This window comes from Spirosoma lituiforme (assembly GCF_054776635.1).
In genome coordinates this window covers 536,741-553,069 of the sequence record NZ_BAAHBO010000003.1, presented here as the reverse complement: position 1 = coordinate 553,069, position 16,329 = coordinate 536,741, and the positions used below count along the sequence as shown (strand labels likewise).

The window sequence follows — 16,329 nt, the reverse complement described above, 5'->3', positions numbered from 1 at the left end:
TCGGCGACCCGGCTGATTCCACGGCTATAGCCGTCAAGCAAGAGAATAGCAGGTTGTGTGTCTCCGGGTCGTGAGGACACGAACCCTGCCTAGATACTACATAAAAAGCCCTGATATAGGGCAAAACAACCCGGCAGGAGACTTATAGCCTTCTGCCGGGTTGTTTTTGTTAGTACAGTTACTTGGGAGTTGATGCCGATGCGGGCTTCGGTGTGCCAGGTGGAATTGATATAGCCCGACCACGTACACGGGTTGCCGGGGGCGCCGGAGCGGATTTGAGTGCAGGGACCGGACGGATTGTTACCGCAGGGGGCGTGGGCGCTGCGGGTGGGATTAGCCCCCGCACGTTTCTTGCCGTTCGCGGAGCACGGTGGGGGGCGCTGCGTACAAGTACGTTCCTGATGGTCAGGGCATCACTATCATCACTATACTGGTCGACCTGGCCTGAGAGTTTATCGATCTGTTCTTCCAGCTGTTCCGATTCGCGCTCTAATTTTTCAAGCGGTAGTTTCACCTCTTCTTGTTTGGCGTTGGCTGCCTCGACCTGCTGATTTACGCTTTCTAAACTGCTTTCCAGTTTTTTGATTTCCGGCTCAATGGCCTCTAGTTGTTTTTCAACCTCAACCTGGCTAATCTTTTGCTTACCGTCATTGTAAAGCAGACGTTGGTGTTTTTCGATCAAGGCATCCCGTTGCTCCATCAGTTTATCTTTTCGCCAGTTCAGCACTTCCTGATTACGCTCAATCTCCTCAATCGGGAATCGGAGTTTTTCCATCTGTAACTGTATGGCCCGTATCTGCTTTGACCGTTGAGCCATCAGCTGATTTAGACTGTCAAGCTGGCGCTGGTTATACAGCCCTCTGGTGAGCCTATCATTGATGTTGACCACACCGCCATCAAATACAGTAATGTTTGTGTCAACCGTTGACATAGCTTCTTTGATGATGCTGTCGTAGTTCACATTGGCCAATCCTGCTACTGTCCCATCCGAGCTAAGCGGTATATTATTCAGGGCCGATGCGACAATATCGCTGTAATCTACCTGGGTCAATCCATCGGCGAAGGTTTCCATATCGTCTGTTTTACCGGCACTGGCTGCGGTCGTCTCAATCAGCTCAAGGAGAATATCCCGGTCGGGTTGCTTCACGTCATCCAGTGAAAGCTGACCCGCCATAACCTGATCGAATGCCTGCTGGAGTCGGGTGATGTGGCTGGCGGGTAGCTTTTTGCCTTTCCAGACGACGGAGTTGATTTTCCGGTCATCGGTTAGGCTGAACACCGTATCATCTCCGGTCTTGTGCCGACGCGTTGTCGGGGAATGACTCTTTACGGGCTTGGGCTGGCTGTGCTTTTGCACCGCATAAACGGATACACTCATCAACAGAATCGTGGCCAGAGTGAGGCCCGCCAAACTGCCATTCGAGACAAATGGGCGGGTAGGAACGCCCAGCATGCGCTGAACCCGGTGCAGCAACTGTTGCCGGTTGGTCGATAGGGCCATCGCCAGCGCCGGGGTTGAGGATGCCGGCGTTCGTCGGAGTTCTTCAACATGCGCCAGCGCCCGTGCCAGCATACGGCCGTCGCCACCGCAGGCCAGTACCGCCAAGTCGTCGCAGCAATGTTCGCGCTCTTCCCGCACCCGCGCCGATAGCCACCATAAGGCCGGGTGGAAAAAGTAAAGAACCTCTATTACCGATTGGAGCAGATTAACGGCGTAATCATGGCGCTTAACATGCGCTAGTTCGTGCGCCAGAATAGCTTCTATTTTGCGCGTTGTGAGGTTGGTGACGAGACTAACCGGCAACAGCAGAACCGGCTTCAGCATACCAACGACCATTGGCACCATAATACGAGTGGATTCGCGCACCTGAATGACGGGTTGAATAGCCATCGTAGACCGGATTCGGTTAGTGAGTTGCAGACATAGAGACGATACCGGATCCGTAGCCGTTTGGGTAAGCCGCTGTAAGTATAGCCAGCCACCCGCCAGCCGCAACCCGAAAAGCGCCACACCAACCAGATACATGAAAACAAACTGACCCAGGTGGTTTTCCAGAAACAGTTGCACCTGCTGTTGCCAGGGGAGAGTCTGGGTAATGGCTTGCCAACGAACCGGTAAGGCCTGTACCGCCATCGCCATGGACCTTGGTGTGATTGTAGGAATCAAGGGTTTGTAAGACCAAACGAATGTAGCGGCCGAGACTAATAATTGACTGAGCAGCGCAAGGGTACCGATTCGGTAGCGCAGCACGCTCGATCGGTTGCGCAACAGATGCAAGGCCACCGCTGCGGGCAGCACAAGCGCAAAGCCCTGCCAAACGGCATGGAGGAGGGTCCGGCCAAGCGCGTCGGCAACCGGACCTGATAGAAAGATGAACGAGTTCATAAACGTATTGTCTGCTGGTTTAGAAAATCGAGGTAGTGTATGTCAGCGCGTGCGAAGGGTGAGGCCCATATACATAAAAGACGAATCCGAATCGTTTACGAATTCCGGTCGAGGTCGTTCAATAGCTTCTTTATCTCGTCCAATTCCTGGCGTGAGGCTTTGTGCTGCCCCAGCACCTGCATGACCAGTTTCGACGCCGATCCCCGAAAGGCCGTTTCGACGAAACGATCAACCAGACCCCGCTGGGTATCTTCCTCGCTGACAAGGGCGCTATACGTGTGGGAGCGGGCCTCCTCCTGGCGGGACACAAACCCTTTTTCATGCATGATCTGCATCAGCTTCAGGGCCGTTGTATACCCAATGTCACGACTTTGGCTTAGTTTTTCATGCACCTGACGTACGGTGCTGGGACCGTTGGCCCAGAGTACATGCAGAATCTCCAGTTCAGAATCAGTTGGCTTCATGTTTACTACGAATAATTTCGTAGTAAACATATACGAACATTTTCGTAGTTGCAAGCTTATGAACAAAAAACATGCATAATGGCTTACTGTAACGTAGCTTTTGAGCCGCATAAATCCGGTAAATCGCATACAGAAATCCAGTCCATAAGCTAGCTGGTTTTTAGCCACAACATGGAACAATACCTATGACAGCCAATCAAACTCTAAACCTTCCGGCTCGGCCAACGCGCTCATTTATCGGTGAAACCATCGAATTAAGCAGTTGGGCCGATGTTCAGCCGCTGTACGAAGAACTACTGGATCGCTCGATTGACAATGCCGAGGAGCTTAAGCAATGGCTGATTGACCGGAGTGAACTGGAATCCTACTTATCCGAAAATTTTGCGTGGCGGTACATTCGCATGACCTGCGACACGGCCAATGAAGAATTGGTTGCCCAATTAAATTTCTTCATCTCGGAGATTCAGCCACCCATGACCACTCTTGGAAACGAGCTGGACCTGAAAGCCGTTAACAGTCCTTTCCTGAGCGAATTAACCGACGATGGGTATGAGGTGATGGTGCGGGGCATGAAGAAAGCCATTGAGATTTACCGGGACGAAAATGTTCCGCTACAAACGGAACTTCAGACGGAAGAGCGTAAATATGGGGCAATTGTCGGCGCAATGACCGTAACCATCGACGGACGCGAGATGACCCTGCCCGAAGCCAGTGACCGGTTGCAATCCACTGACCGGGCCGTGCGCGAAGAGGCCTGGCGAAAAATCTGGGAACGACGGTACCAGGATCACGAAGTACTCGACCAGCTTTTTGACCGGCTACGCGACTTACGCAATCAAATTGCCATTAATGCCGGTTTCGCCAATTTCCGCGATTATTCCTTTGCTGCTCTGGGTCGCTTCGATTACAGTCCACAGGATTGCGTTAATTTTCATGACTCCGTAGCCAGGGCCGTTGTGCCACTGGTGAATAAGCTTGCTGACGAACGCAAACAGAAATTACAGGAAGCCGACCCGTCGGTAAATCCTCTCCGGCCCTGGGATGCCAAAGTGGATGTAGAAGGCCGTGCGCCACTAAAGCCATTCTCGACCGGAAGCGAGCTTCTCGAAAAGACAATTGCGTGTTTCGACCGGCTTGATCGCGAACTGGGTGACGATCTGCGCATCATGCGCGCCATGGGCCACCTCGATCTGGAGTCGCGGAAAGGGAAAGCGCCGGGAGGCTACAATTACCCGCTCGAAGAGATTGGGGTACCGTTTATTTTCATGAACGCAACCTCAAGCCTGCGCGATCTGGTAACAATGGTTCACGAAGGGGGCCACGCTGTTCACTCGTTTCTCACGCGTGATCTGTCGCTGAAAGCCTTCCGTAACCCGCCCATGGAAGTGGCGGAACTAGCCTCGATGAGTATGGAGCTATTGTCGATGGACCATTGGGATGTATTTTTTGATAATCCGGATGAACTGCGTCGAGCCAAGCTTCAGCATCTCGAATCCATCATCGAAACCCTTCCCTGGGTAGCCACGATTGATAAGTTTCAACACTGGATTTACGAGAACCCACCGGGGGCTCGTTCGACCCATACGGATGCGGAACGCCGTGAAAACTGGGTTCAGATCTATAACCAGTTTGCCGATACGGTTACCAGTTGGGATGGCTTTGCGTTTTACCAGGAATACATCTGGCAGCGGCAGCTGCACCTGTACGAAGTACCATTCTACTACATTGAATACGGCATTGCACAGCTGGGGGCTATTGGCGTGTGGCGCAACTATCGTCGTGATCCGAAGGCGGGACTGGCGGGTTACAAGAACGCGTTGAGCCTGGGTTATAAAGCGCCCATTCGGGACATATACGCAGCCGCCAACGTGCCTTTCGACTTTTCGTACGATCATATTCAGGAGTTAATAGGCTTTGTCTGGGCAGAAATCGAGCGCCTGAAAAATCAATCCGCTGGGTAGTCCTGTTCCCTTCCCGACTGGTCTGGTGGAGTGACGACTCATGGAGGCCCGGCCATCTGGTCGAAAAAATAAATGTATGCTGCCCCAGCTCCGTAAGAACTAGGTACTCTTGTTTGGAAACCTAAGTGGTCTAACCTATTTTTGCCGAATCAATTCGTAATCAAGTGGCTATGAAACGCGTACTAAGCATAGGTTTGTTGGCTGTAGCGGCATTATCGCTGGCATCCTGCGACTATCAGAAATATAACTCAATCCGTCAGAAGGATGCCCGGGTAGACGACTTTCGGGCGGGCTATCGGGCGGGTGATCCGGAAGTGTATGGCGCCGGCCGGGATTCAGCTGCTGTACAGACAAAATACAAATACACGCCGAATCCCGATTTGGATGCACGGACTCAAAAAATCCGTGAGAAACTATTTGGTGCCGGCACATCAGGTCAGGGTGCATAAATTTTCCTGACGACTCAATTGACAAAGCGACAGCGATGAATTGGCGGATAAACGCTGATTCATCGCTGTCGCTTTTTCCCGCTCGCTAAAATGCATACCTTGTTTCCCCGAATAGGATAATAAAAGGAATGTAAGTCTGGATTTTTGCGTTACTTTGTCTACTCAAATCTTCGAAAAATAGTATTATTCGAATGACAAAGTTTCATTACGACCTGAAGACGATATGAAAATTGCATTAGTTACGGGCTCTGCCGGCTTGATCGGTAGCGAAGCGGTAGCCTTCTTCGCGGATAAATTTGATTTGGTTGTCGGCATCGACAACAACATGCGGCAGTACTTTTTTGGCGCCGATGGCTCAACGGAGTGGAACCGCAACCGCCTGGCAGAAGCGTATGCCAACTACCAGCACCGGCCCGCCGATATTCGGGAAGTATCGCAACTGGAAACGATTTTCCAGGAATATGGTACCGACATCAAACTGGTGTTGCACACGGCCGCTCAGCCAAGTCATGACTGGGCTGCCCGCGAGCCTTTCACCGATTTCGGCGTTAATGCTGTCGGCACGCTTAACATGCTGGAGATGACCCGCCTGCATTGCCCCGAAGCTGTCTTTATTTTCACGTCGACCAACAAAGTATACGGCGATAACCCGAACTTCCTGCCGCTGATTGAAACAGAAACGCGCTGGGAAATCGACCAGAATCACCCCTATTTCGAAAACGGTATCGACGAGCACATGAGTATTGACCATACCAAGCACTCGGTTTTTGGCGCGTCGAAAGTAGCGGCTGATATTATGGTGCAGGAATATGGCCGGTATTTTGGTATGAATACGGGGGTATTCCGGGGCGGCTGCCTAACCGGTCCGAACCACTCCGGTGCTCAGTTACACGGATTCTTGTCGTACCTGATGAAATGCGCCATTACGGGCAATCAGTACACCATTTTTGGTTATAAAGGCAAGCAGGTTCGGGATAATATCCACAGCTGGGATCTGGTAAACATGTTTTGGCATTTTTACCAGAATCCTCGTCCGGGCGAAGTGTACAACGCAGGCGGTGGCCGTTACGCCAACTGCTCCATGCTCGAAGCCATTGCCCTGTGTGAGCAGATCTCGGGAAACAAAATGAACTACCAGTATTCGGAAACCAACCGCAGCGGTGATCACATCTGGTACATTTCCGATCTGACCAAATTCAAACAGCATTACCCGGGCTGGGACTGGACGTTCGATCTGAAAGAAACGATGAGCCAGATCCACACCAGCATGGTTTCGCGTTTATCACCAACGATTTAATCGACGTACCCACAGGCTTCTGCTCACGTTGTTAACGTGGCATTTGCCTGTGGGTATTCAACCTTCTATAAGACCTGATTTGAATGACTTGGCAGAAAAAAGGACTTGTTTATAAACCCGACGGTTCTAAACCGTTCAGCCGTACCCATGCGCAGGTTCCGTTTGGTTATCCGATGCAGGACAAGCTGCGCGTGTATTTCTCTACCCGCGATGAAGACAGTGCTTCGGCCGTTTCTTTCGTCGAACTGAACCCGGACAACCTTTCGGAAGTTACGTATATACATGACAAAGCGAGTCTGACAAAGGGCGCGGTTGGCATGTTTGACGAAACAGGAACGATGCCTTCCTGGTTCTTACCAGTGGGCGACGAAATCTGGTTGTATTATACCGGCTGGAACAAGAGTGAAACCGCTAGTTACAGACTGGCTATCGGTCTGGCCATCAGCCGCGATGGAGGGTTGACCTTCGAGCGGAAATATACTGGACCGATTCTTGATAGATCCATATACGACCAGGTCTGGATTGCCCAACCCTGCGTAATGCGCGAGGAACAGGCGGACGGCTCTATCCGGTGGCGGATGTGGTACCTGTCCTGTACAAAGATCGAGGTGATCAATGGTCATCCCGAACCTTTTTATGATGTAAAATACGCCGAGTCGAACGACGGCATCAGTTGGGAGCGTACCGGCCACGTTTGTGTTGGCTACGATCAGTTTACGGATGCCATTGGCCGGCCAACGGTGTACAAGGATAAAGATTCAACCGGTGCTGATTTGTACAAAATGTATTTTTCGTACCGTAACGCAACCAACTACCGGACCGATGTTCAGCGGAGTTACCGGATTGGTTACGCCGAGTCTAAAGATGGTGTTACCTGGGAGCGCAAGGATGATCTGGCGGGAATTGAGCGGTCGGTTGATGGCTGGGATTCAATGATGATGGACTATTGTCATATTTTTAGACAGCATGACCAATGGGTGATGCTGTACAATGGAAATGGGTTTGGTGCATCGGGATTTGGCTACGCAACTCAGCCCGCAGGCTGATGAAAATCAGTATCGGGAAGGTTGTATTTTCTCCAGATACCGCCCTACTTTGTGACACAATGTAAAACAAGTAAGAACAGCCGCGGATAGTCGCGCATTTACACGTTTTTTGTTATGAAAGAAGTTGCAAAATACCTGATAAAAATTGATGCGGAGTTCAAGGACGGCAGGATCATTCCTGAAGTTCCCTATGAGGAAGTAATGCGGTTGGTCAATGAGCCAAACATTGTCATTATCAAAACGGGCATCCCCGAAGAGACATTGCGCAGCGTTATCAAGACGACCCACGAGTGGGCTTCTAAAACGCCATTGGCCGAAGGCCCCGATCCATTCGATAATAACCAGCACAAGCAGCGGTTACACATTGCTAAAATTCAGCAGGCACCGCAGTTGTTTCACGACCACACCTTCGATGCTATCCTGGATCTTGAAGCGCCAATGCAACAACGATTGATGGAAGTTTTCAAACCCATGCGTCAATTCTGGAACGACCTGACGGGAAACAACGAAGAGTATGGTATCCGCAAAGGACAGCCTTATTTTCACCCGCAGGTAACACATTATCCATTGGGAGGAAGTTTCTTTGGTCGGCACTGGCACCCGCTCAATCCGCAGAAAGTAGGAACAATCCTGGCCCTGAACCAGTACGGAAAGGATTACACATCGGGTGGTACAGGCTATGTTATTCACGACCATATCGTTGAAACAGAAGGCTTTCAGGATATCGGTGATCTGATCCTGTTTCGCTACGATTTGCCACATTGGGTTAGCCCGTCAAGTTTTGCTGATCGCTTTAGCTGGGAAGATCCCGCCGGACGTTGGGTGGCCATTCTGCCCTTCTATGATCCGTGGGCCGTACCAGCCGATAAAGATGAACCACAAGGCTGGAAAGCTCAGATTCAAACGGCTAAGAGCACAGCGTCGGAAGCTGTTGTCTAGTTTGTTGCTTTACGGTTTATAGTGTAGAACACGTTAATGGTTCTGCTATAAATCGAACACTTGATTGTTATGCCAAAAGTTAGTGTCCTGATTATCACGTACAATCAGAAGAATTTTATTCGTCAGGCCATCGATAGTGTGCTGGCCCAAGAGACTACATTTCCAATAGAAATATTAGTTGGCGATGATTTTTCGAGCGATGGTACCCGGGAAATTATTCAGGAATACGAACGCCAGCATCCTGGTTTAGTGAAAGGGGTGCTTCATCCACGAAACATGGGTAAAAATGGCGGCATCAACTTTCTGGAAACGCTGAAACGGGCAGCGGGTGAGTATTACGCGTTAATCGATGGGGATGATTACTTAACGGATCCGCTTAAGTTACAGAAACAGGTCGATCTGCTGGATGCGCATCCCGATTATTCGATGGCCTTTCATAATGCCCTGATAACGTACGAGGATGGCAGTCCGTCGCACGTGCTCAACGGGCCTGATATGAAGCCTTACTATACGATTGAGGATTTGATCGGGGAAGACGAAATCTGGTTTATGGCGACTTCCAGTACGCTGTACCGGAACTCCATAAAAGAGTATCCTGCCTGGTTCAGTGAATCCGTGAGTGGCGATATTCCCCGCCTGATTCTGAAGGCGAAAATGGGTAAGATTGGTTATTTGCCGGATGTTATGTCGGTCTATCGGAAAAATAGTAACGGTACGAGTTTTACGGATAAGTATGACGATGCGGTCTTCCTGCAAAACCGAATCGATATGTACAGCAACATTAACCAGGAACTGAATTATCAATATGATCGGCTACTGAAAAAGAACATAGCCCGTTATTATCGGATGATGCTGAAAAGCAGACAGTTCCGCAATTCATACATAGGAAAACTGAAGTTGGTTCGCCAGTATTATTCACTGGCGAAACCAAACTGGCCCGATTTAAAAACGGTTGTTTATGACCATTTAACCCCACCTGTTCTACAGCGTGCTTACGGCATAGTGGCAATTGGCCTCCACCGTATTCTAAATAATTGAGTAACTCGGTTACACCTTTTTGGGTAACTGTTTCACTTTCCCTATTTTGTGAACTAAATAACGAAACCGAAGAGGCTATGAATTTTTTTCAGCAAGTTGCCTATACAACGCCGGAAGAAACGATCCAGAACGTAAAAGAAGCCGTTCAAAACAATAAATTGGTTTTCCTGTCCGATTTCCGCGAAGACCTGCCCGTCCACGATTTTTACAGCAAGCTATCAGAAACGGTTGGCCGGATTCACGCTGCCGATGAAGACCTGGCTACGGGTAAAATGACCGGAAATCGCTGGATTGATATCACGTACGATCCACAGATTCCTGATCGTTATCGGTCAAGCAATACGCGCCAGCCCCTGCATACGGATGACTCGTATGTTGAACTGGGTGGCGAAGAAGCAGTGAACTTCTTCTATTGTGCCTCGAACGCCAAAGTTGGTGGTGCGACTACGTTCTTCGACTTGCCCAATCTGGTAGAGTGCATGAAACTGGATGGTGAGGAAGCGTTGCTGGAAGAATTGATGAGTACGGATGTGGTTCACGCCAAAGGGGGCGCCCGGAAAGTGCGGAAGATCATTGATAAGGATGGCGAAGGCTATCTGGCCAACTGGAACTACTTCTGTCTGTCGCGCGAAGAGAACTCGGCGGAGGTGCTAGATCTATGCGAGCGTTTTCACCAGTTCCTCGAAAGCCGGATCATGAACGCGGGCATCATTCTACCCGTACAGCTGAAGAAAGGCGAAGCCGTATTCTTCCACGATGATCGCGTGCTACACGGTCGCAACGCTTTCTTTGCCGAATTTCCGGGTCAACGGAGCCTCATCAAAGGGAAAATCATTATTACACCGGCTGCTGACGCCGTTTATTAATCATACCGGGAAAGTAGCCAAATTACCCCTGAGGTAGTTGGGCGTGTTCCTGCATACGCAGTCTGGTGCTGGTTGAATTAGGTGACTATGTTGACTGATTCGACCAGTACCAGACTGCTTTTTTACTATGAGTGTAGCCATAAAAGAGCAGTTAACATCTCGTCTGGGTTTTGGTACCTGGCAATTTGGGGGGGCAAACGTTGTAAACGGCAACCCAACCGGTTGGGGTGAAGTTAACAAGGCGGATGCCATTCGGGCCGTGCACCGCGCGTTGGAGCAGGGGATCAACTTCTTCGATACAGCCGACAGTTACGGTCGGGGCCAATCTGAACTGATTTTGCAGGAAGCCTTTGCACAAAAGCCCGACTCAGCTAAAATCATTTGCACTAAATTCGGGAATCGTCAGTTGCCGGACGGCCAGCCGATACAGGATTACAGTGCAGACTACCTGACCGAAGCCGTTGAGGCCAGTCTGGACCGCTTGGGAGTCGATACGATCGATCTGCTGCTGTTGCACAGTCCGCCGGATGCGTTTGACTGGGCTACCTACGATTCAACACCGTTCGAGAAGTTGAAAAAAGCCGGCAAGATTCGGGCCTACGGGGTTAGCTCACGTTCGGTGTATGGGGCCCGGCGCGTACTGGAAGCAGGCTTTGGTACAGCACTGGAAGTAATTTACAATGCGCTGGACCGCCGGGCTGAAGAGTTGCTATTCAATGCGCCCACTGCGGGCGACTACCTGTTTATTGGCCGGGTTCCGTTGGCATCGGGTTTTCTGAACCCTGCTTACCTTACCCAAGACCCCAGTTTTCCGACGGATCAGTATCGGCATTACCTGCCCGAACGCGACCGTAACTGGCTGTTGGAATCGGCCCGTAAACTAGCTTTTCTGGACGAGCAGCCGGGGGGACTGGCAACGTCGGCTCTGCGATTTAGTTTGTCGAACGAGGCTGTTGGCGTCGTTATTCCTGGTATGCGTAACGAAAAACAGGTTTTAGCCAACCGCCAGGCCGAAAAGCTGGGCCCTTTACCGACTGATTTATTGGCTCGTATCCAGTTGGCTGTTCCCGATGTTGCTGATCACTGGAAACCAAAAAGCTGATTTTGACGTAGTTCTTTCTATTTTTGTCTATGAAATTAAGCGTCGTCATACCAGCATACAATGAGGAAGAGTCGTTGCCGCCAACACTCCGTATCCTTTACCAGACCTTGGCCGAGCACGGGATTCCGCACGAAATATGTGTGACGAACGATAATTCGAAAGATGGTACGCTGGCTGTGCTCGAACGCCTGGCGGCTACCGAAATTCCAACGCTCGTTTATTACACAAATCCCGGACCTAACGGATTCGGCTATGCTGTACGGTACGGCCTGGAACGGTTTTCGGGTGATTGCGTGGCGGTGTTCATGGCCGATCTTTCTGATGATCCGGAAGACTTGGTGCGGTTCTACAACAAAATGCTGGACTCCGATGTGGATGCCGTTTTTGGCTCCCGTTGGGAAAAAGGTGGAAAAGTGATCGATTACCCGGCCCTGAAGAAATTCATCAATCGGATCGCGAATTTTATCGTCCGTATGGTGATGGGCATCAAGTACAACGACACGACCAACGCCTTTAAACTGTACAAACGCGAAACGATTGAGGGGGTAAAGCCGTTTCTGGCACCCCACTTTAACCTAACGGTCGAGCTTCCGCTAAAGGCAATTGTTCGTGGCTATTCGTACGCTGTAGTGCCCAACAGCTGGACCAATCGGAAATACGGCGAGTCGAAGCTGAAAATTAAAGAAATGGGAAGTCGTTATTTCTTTATTCTGATGTACTGCCTGATCGAGAAGTATTTCTCGCAGGGCGATTTCCGCAAAAAAACGGCTTCCGTTCCGCAGACGGTCAGTCGGTAAGCACACGCTACCCGACTGATCCTTTCAGACCGGGAATCAGATAGAAAAACAGCGTTTGAACAACTGCCCAGGGAATAGCGCTCATCAGCATGAAGAATAGCACTCGCCCCCGGTTAACCCCAAACGAAACGGCCAGTATTGTGCCGCCAATGGGCGTTAAAAGCAGAGGGGTCAGAAACGCGATGCCTGTCATGCCAAAGCGCTTCCAGATTCGAACAGCCATTCGTGTCCGTCTGGTAAACCGTTTGGCGGGAGCCGGCCTGAACCGTTTGACTAGGGCTTGTATGGCTGCGCCTGCATAGGTAATCACGATAACTGTGATCATCATACCCACCGTTGTGCAGATGGCTGTTTCGATCCAGGTCAGGCCGAGTGCTGCGCCCGATAAGGGGCCAGCGGCAAATTTAATGGTACTGGCTATGATGACAGAGAGGTATTTTGCGAACTGCATTGCGTTGGTGTGTTGTGGAACAACGTTGTAAAAGTATCCCTTGTTTAGCAATATGCCACTTATTCCGTCTGCTTATCCTGGCCCACCCACTTACCAGTACAACGGTCACCTGCAAACCGTCATCCCCAGCCTGGTGCGCAAGGTACAGGGCGTTGTATACCAGCGCGAACGGCTGGTTTTGCAGGATGGTGATTTTGTCGACTTAGACTGGCTAGAAAACGGGAAAGAGCGACTGGTCATTTTAACCCACGGTCTGGAAGGAGACAGCAACCGGCAGTACATTCGGGGAACGGCCAAATTGTTTGCCGAGCATAATTACGATGTGCTGGCCTGGAACTGCCGTTCGTGCAGTGGAGAAATGAACAAGGCCTTTCGGCTGTATAACCACGGCGAAATAGGTGACCTGGGTGAAGTAATTGCCCATGCGCTTCAGCGAAAGCGGTACAGCGAAGTCGTGCTGGTCGGTTACAGCATGGGGGGCAATATCACCCTGAAATACCTTGGCGTGCAGGGTTCCCAACTGCCTGCCGTTATCAGAGGGGGCATCGCTATATCGGCGCCAACCGACCTTGGCGCCAGTGCGAAACTACTTGATCAGCCATCGAACCGCTTCTATCGAAATCGATTCATGCGCAAGCTGGTCGTTAAAATCAGTCAGAAAGCAACCCTGTTTCCAGGACGGCTGGACATGAGCCGCCTGAAAGACGTAAGGCAGTGGCGGGATTTTGACGATTTCTTCTCGGCACCCGTCAATAATTACCGCGACGCTACTGATTTCTACACGCAGGCGTCGGCCGTTCATTTCATGCCCGGCATTACCGTACCAACGTTGTTGCTGAACGCACAGAACGATCCATTGCTATCGCCGGAGTGCTCACCCGCCTGGCTTGCCGAATCACATGCCCACCTGTTTCTGGAGACTCCCAGAACGGGTGGTCACGTTGGCTTTCAGATGATCCGGGATGCACACACCTACGCCGAACGACGGGCCCTCTCGTTTGCCCAATCGATAGCGTAGGGAACGGTTTCCGTTTCAATGAACCTACTTGTCAATTCGCCGAAATGTGCATCAACTCATTAATCTGATTGATGATGCCCGTGTTGTCGGGGGTAGTTATATCCTGACCAACTACCTGGTAGCCCGTCATGAGTATCTGCGAATTCGGGAAGGTACTTGCCATTCGGTTAACGAAAGGCTGCACTTCATGGTTGGCCGGCACGGATGTCAGTACGGTAAAGATGCAGTCGGGCTGGTGCATCTGGTGAGCAAAAGCCAATTCCTTCAACGGTAGGTTTTGCCCCAGATAAATTACTTTGTTGGACCGGGAGCGAATGATGTAATGGGCAAACAGGAGGCTGATTTCATGAAACTCGCCTTCGGGTAAAAACAGCATGTACTTTTTACCCGATTCAGCGGGCGTGCCCGTTAGCCCGTTGATGGCGACAATAATTTTCTGACGAATCAGGTTCGTAATAAAATGTTCCTGCGCTGGTCCAATGGAGCCCGTTACCCAGAGGGTACCGATGCGGCTGAGAAACGGGTAAATGATATTGACCATCGTGTTCTCAAAGCCAAACTGCGCAATGTTGGTACTGATAATTTTCTCGAACCGCTCTTCGCTCAGATCCAGCATTGAAATAGTGAGAGCATGAATCTGGTCCGGGTAATTCAGCTGTTTTTCTGAAATCTTGACAACTTCGTGATTCAGGGCTTCCGACGAAAGCTTGGCGATTTCGGAAATCTTGTAGCCGTGATCTTTCAGCAAAGAAATATTGAGTACCCGCTTAAGGTCATCGTCACCGTAGGTGCGGATATTTGTATCTGTCCGGTCAGGCGAGAGAATGGCATAGCGTTGCTCCCATATGCGCAACGTATGCGCTTTGATACCTGAAAGTTGTTCTAAATCTCTGATTGAGTATGTACTCATGAATTGAAAAATACAGGGGCCTTTTCTCAGGCCATTGGCTTATACCCTCGATTTCAGGCGCTGAATGGCTATGATAATGTTCTATAAATTACAGGTACTAAATTACGAAAAAATTTCTTTTGTTTAACTTAATTCTGAAACGTTTAAACAAAATATAGCTGTTAATAGCGAATAAAATTAATGTGGGGTGAGCCTCTCATTTTACGCGCAGTAAACTAGAAAATAGAATAGGAGGGTTGCTTTGATAGCTGCTATGGCTCAACGGAAAACAAAAAAGGCCTTGAGTTATCAAGGCCTTTTTACTGAAGGGTGAAAGACGGGGCTCGAACCCGCGACCTCCGGAACCACAATCCGGCGCTCTAACCAACTGAGCTACAATCACCGTTTTAGGAGTGCAAAAGTAATAATGATTTGTGGATTATGGGTTATAAACGACAAGTTTTTTGCCAAATTAAGCAACAAAATCATCATTTATAACCCATCCCTATCTATTCGTTAGGCTTGTTTGCCCTGCTGGTACCGTTTTTCGGCTGCGTTCCAGTCCACTACGTTAAAGTAAGCGGCAATGTAATCGGGCCGGCGGTTCTGGTACTTCAGGTAGTATGCATGCTCCCATACATCAAGACCAATAATTGGGAAACCCTTTTTATCGGCAACGTCCATGAGCGGGTTATCCTGGTTTGGCGACGAGGTAACGGCCAACTCACCTTCGGGGGTTACGATTAACCAGGCCCAGCCTGACCCGAAACGGGTGGTGGCTGCTTTCGTAAATTCTTCTTTAAACGCATCGAACGAACCGAATTTCTGCATGATAGCGTCGGCCAGTGTACCCGTTGGCTGACCACCGCCATTACCCGAAATCGTATTCCAGAACAATGTGTGGTTATAGTGACCACCGCCGTTGTTGCGAACGGCAACGGGTGCGCTGCTCACATTGACCAACAGGTCTTCAATGGATTTATTCTCCATTTCGGTACCGGCAATGGCGTTATTCAAATTCGTCACGTAAGCATTGTGGTGCTTGTCGTGGTGAATTTCCATGGTCTGTTTATCGATATTTGGTTCGAGCGAATCGCTCGGATAAGGCAGTGGGTCTAGTACAAAAGCCATTTTTACTAATCAGTTAGATGGAAGATTATTCGGTTGATTTAACAACACTACAGTGAATTATGTTCTTAAGCGATTAAAAAACTTCACCAGCAAAGCCTGACTCTCTTCAGCAAGGACTCCCGTTTCGAGCCGGGTTTTGGGGTGAAGCAGGGATGAGCCAAATCGGCTATAGCCGCGTTTGGGATCACTGGCCCCGATAACCAGACGACCAAGCTGCGCCCAGAAAAGAGCACCTGCACACATGACGCAGGGCTCCAGAGTAACGTACATGGTGCAGTCCGGAAGGTATTTACTACCCAGATACTGCGTCGCTGAAGTAATCGCCATTAATTCGGCATGCGCCGTTACGTCCGTTAGCTGCTCTGTCTGATTGCGGGCTTTGGCAATAATTCGATTTCGGCAAACAACGAGGGCACCAACCGGAATTTCTCCACTGTCGGCAGCTTCTTCGGCCAGGATCAGTGCCATCTCCATGAAATACTCGTCGGGCATGAG

General features: G+C 50.2%; 16 protein-coding genes and 1 tRNA gene. 10 read left to right on the top strand and 7 right to left on the bottom strand.

The annotated features are described in order from the left end of the window. Positions 1-178: 178 nt before the first annotated feature. Complete coding sequence (locus tag ACYU87_RS14660; protein ID WP_461134810.1) at positions 179-2,386, bottom strand: M56 family metallopeptidase; 2,208 nt, start codon at positions 2,384-2,386, stop codon at positions 179-181. A gap of 95 nt (positions 2,387-2,481) precedes the next feature. Next, positions 2,482-2,850, bottom strand: a complete 369-nt coding sequence (locus ACYU87_RS14655; protein WP_461134809.1) for a BlaI/MecI/CopY family transcriptional regulator — start codon at positions 2,848-2,850, stop codon at positions 2,482-2,484. Between the two features lie 185 nt (positions 2,851-3,035). Between ACYU87_RS14655 and ACYU87_RS14650 the strand changes: the two genes are divergently transcribed. The 9 genes from ACYU87_RS14650 to ACYU87_RS14610 all read left to right on the top strand — a co-directional run bounded on the left by ACYU87_RS14650 (position 3,036) and on the right by ACYU87_RS14610 (position 12,345). Then, positions 3,036-4,811 carry a M3 family oligoendopeptidase gene (locus ACYU87_RS14650; RefSeq protein ID WP_461134808.1) on the top strand — a complete coding sequence of 592 codons (1,776 nt, stop codon included), beginning with the start codon at positions 3,036-3,038 and terminating at the stop codon, positions 4,809-4,811. A 170-nt stretch (positions 4,812-4,981) separates the two neighbouring features. Continuing rightward, positions 4,982-5,260 carry a hypothetical protein gene (locus ACYU87_RS14645; protein ID WP_461134807.1) on the top strand — a complete coding sequence of 93 codons (279 nt, stop codon included), beginning with the start codon at positions 4,982-4,984 and terminating at the stop codon, positions 5,258-5,260. Positions 5,261-5,483: 223 nt separating this feature from the next. Beyond that, positions 5,484-6,557, top strand: coding sequence for an NAD-dependent epimerase/dehydratase family protein (locus ACYU87_RS14640; protein WP_461134806.1), 1,074 nt, complete (start codon positions 5,484-5,486; stop codon positions 6,555-6,557). Positions 6,558-6,640: 83 nt separating this feature from the next. Further along, a complete protein-coding gene (locus tag ACYU87_RS14635; RefSeq protein ID WP_461134805.1) occupies positions 6,641-7,603 on the top strand; it encodes a glycoside hydrolase family protein in 963 nt (320 codons plus the stop codon). Between the two features lie 114 nt (positions 7,604-7,717). Further along, positions 7,718-8,542, top strand: coding sequence for a hypothetical protein (locus tag ACYU87_RS14630; protein ID WP_461134804.1), 825 nt, complete (start codon positions 7,718-7,720; stop codon positions 8,540-8,542). Between the two features lie 69 nt (positions 8,543-8,611). Continuing rightward, complete coding sequence (locus tag ACYU87_RS14625) at positions 8,612-9,580, top strand: glycosyltransferase family 2 protein (protein WP_461134803.1); 969 nt, start codon at positions 8,612-8,614, stop codon at positions 9,578-9,580. Positions 9,581-9,657: 77 nt separating this feature from the next. Continuing rightward, positions 9,658-10,446 (top strand): TauD/TfdA family dioxygenase, encoded by a 789-nt coding sequence (locus tag ACYU87_RS14620; protein WP_461134802.1) that lies wholly within the window; start codon positions 9,658-9,660, stop codon positions 10,444-10,446. A gap of 127 nt (positions 10,447-10,573) precedes the next feature. Then, positions 10,574-11,548, top strand: coding sequence for an aldo/keto reductase (locus ACYU87_RS14615; RefSeq protein WP_461134801.1), 975 nt, complete (start codon positions 10,574-10,576; stop codon positions 11,546-11,548). 29 nt (positions 11,549-11,577) lie between these two features. Then, positions 11,578-12,345, top strand: coding sequence for a glycosyltransferase family 2 protein (locus ACYU87_RS14610; RefSeq protein WP_461134800.1), 768 nt, complete (start codon positions 11,578-11,580; stop codon positions 12,343-12,345). Between the two features lie 7 nt (positions 12,346-12,352). Here the strand turns inward: ACYU87_RS14610 and ACYU87_RS14605 are convergent, their stop codons facing one another. Beyond that, on the bottom strand, positions 12,353-12,796 hold the full coding sequence (locus tag ACYU87_RS14605) for a hypothetical protein (protein WP_461134799.1): 444 nt from the start codon (positions 12,794-12,796) through the stop codon (positions 12,353-12,355). A gap of 52 nt (positions 12,797-12,848) precedes the next feature. Here ACYU87_RS14605 and ACYU87_RS14600 point away from each other — a divergent pair, with 52 nt between their 5' ends. After that, on the top strand, positions 12,849-13,814 hold the full coding sequence (locus tag ACYU87_RS14600; RefSeq protein ID WP_461134798.1) for a YheT family hydrolase: 966 nt from the start codon (positions 12,849-12,851) through the stop codon (positions 13,812-13,814). A gap of 31 nt (positions 13,815-13,845) precedes the next feature. On the opposite strand, the gene ACYU87_RS14595 is transcribed toward ACYU87_RS14600, so the two are convergent. The 4 genes from ACYU87_RS14595 to ACYU87_RS14580 form a co-directional block, all read right to left on the bottom strand. Continuing rightward, entirely contained in the window at positions 13,846-14,724 is an 879-nt protein-coding gene (locus ACYU87_RS14595) for a MerR family transcriptional regulator (protein ID WP_461134797.1), read from the bottom strand. Positions 14,725-15,031: 307 nt separating this feature from the next. Next, positions 15,032-15,107: transfer RNA gene (locus ACYU87_RS14590), tRNA-His, on the bottom strand. Positions 15,108-15,219: 112 nt separating this feature from the next. Continuing rightward, entirely contained in the window at positions 15,220-15,834 is a 615-nt protein-coding gene (locus ACYU87_RS14585) for a superoxide dismutase (RefSeq protein WP_461134796.1), read from the bottom strand. 57 nt (positions 15,835-15,891) lie between these two features. Then, entirely contained in the window at positions 15,892-16,326 is a 435-nt protein-coding gene (locus ACYU87_RS14580) for a nucleoside deaminase (RefSeq protein ID WP_461134795.1), read from the bottom strand. Between the last annotated feature and the right edge of the window lie 3 nt (positions 16,327-16,329).